Annotated in this window: 1 protein-coding gene and 1 pseudogene; both read right to left on the bottom strand. The window is 70.7% G+C overall.

All coding sequences use genetic code 11. From position 1 onward, the window contains the following. Positions 1-912: MCP four helix bundle domain-containing protein (locus tag ACFRCR_RS18745; RefSeq protein WP_377679698.1), on the bottom strand; the 912-nt coding region annotated here is incomplete at its 3' end. A 146-nt stretch (positions 913-1,058) separates the two neighbouring features. Further along, positions 1,059-1,259: pseudogene (locus tag ACFRCR_RS18740) on the bottom strand (methyl-accepting chemotaxis protein); the annotation flags it as partial.

Here is a 1,259-nt window from a genome sequence, read left to right as displayed (position 1 = left end):
CGACTGCGCCGCCGTCTCCTCCGACGACGCCGAGAACTGCGACGACACCCCCGCCAACGACTCCGCACTCGACGCGATCGTCACCGACGACTCGACCACCCCCGTGATGAGACCACGCAGGTTCGCCTGCGTGCGTTCGAGGTCGACGGCCAGGGTGCCGATCTCGTCACGCCCGGTCACGCCGGAGGAGACCGTCAGGTCGCCGTCGCCCACCGCTGCCAGGGCCGAGGACACCGCGCCGATCCGGCGGGCGATGTTGCGAGCCACGACGTAGGCCAGGGCGGACGCCGCGACCGCACCGAGCGCCGCGACCAGGATCGTGAGGAGGATCGACCGTGCCGCCACGGCATCCGTCTCGTCGGCGAGAGCGGCCGCCTCCTCGCCCTGCGAGACGGTCTCCACCTGCATCGCGTCGAGGACGGCCGTCGTCAACGGACGGATGGTCTCGTCGAAGTACGTGGCGAACCCTTCGGCGTCACCCTCGTCCGCGAACGGGAACAGCGTTCCCTCGGCCGCCGCGTAGTACGTGTCGAGCGCGGCGACCAGAGCGTCGACGTCGGCCTCGTTCACCGCGTTGGGGCGATAGGCCTCGATCTGCGAGTGGAGGTCGACCTTGCGCTCGGCCAGCTCGTCCACGAGCGTCCCGCGGGTCTCCTCGTCGGCGATGCCGTACTGGACGACCCGGGCACGGTCGCCCTGGTAGGCGCGCTGGATCTCCGTGAGCTGCTGGAGCGGGACGACGTTGCCGCTGTACATCAGCGCGGCGTCTGCCCGCAGCGTACGCATCGAGCTGAGCGCGAACGCGGTGACGACCGCGGTCACCACCACCATGAGAAGGACGGACATGACGATCTTGACCAGCACCGGGCGGTCGGCCCACAGCCGGCGCGGTGCGTTCTGCTGCTCGCTCATCGCTCGCCTCTCGATCTGGGGGGACCTGTGTCCCCTGCTGTCGGCCACGCCCCGCGTGGCCGAGTCGACTGCCCGGGACGGATGCTCCCGGGGTGGTGCTGCCCGGTGCGGCGGGTGCCGTACCGGCTCGTGCTGACGTTCTTCGCTCAGATCCGGAACTGGGCGACGCGGGTGCGCAGCTCGACCGAGACCTGGGCCAGCTCGTCGACCGCGACGCTCATCCGCTGCATCGTCGCCGCGCTCTCCTGCGCCGCGGTCGCGATGCCGGTGATGTTGCCCGCGATCTCCGAAGCACCCGTCGCGGACTCCTGCACCCCACGAGACATCTCCGTCGTCGTCGCGGTCTG

Source organism: Oerskovia sp. NPDC056781, assembly GCF_042789955.1.
Lineage (GTDB): Bacteria > Actinomycetota > Actinomycetes > Actinomycetales > Cellulomonadaceae > Oerskovia > Oerskovia rustica.
The sequence above is the reverse complement of the archived record's forward strand: the minus strand, read 5'-3'. Positions and strand labels throughout refer to the sequence as shown.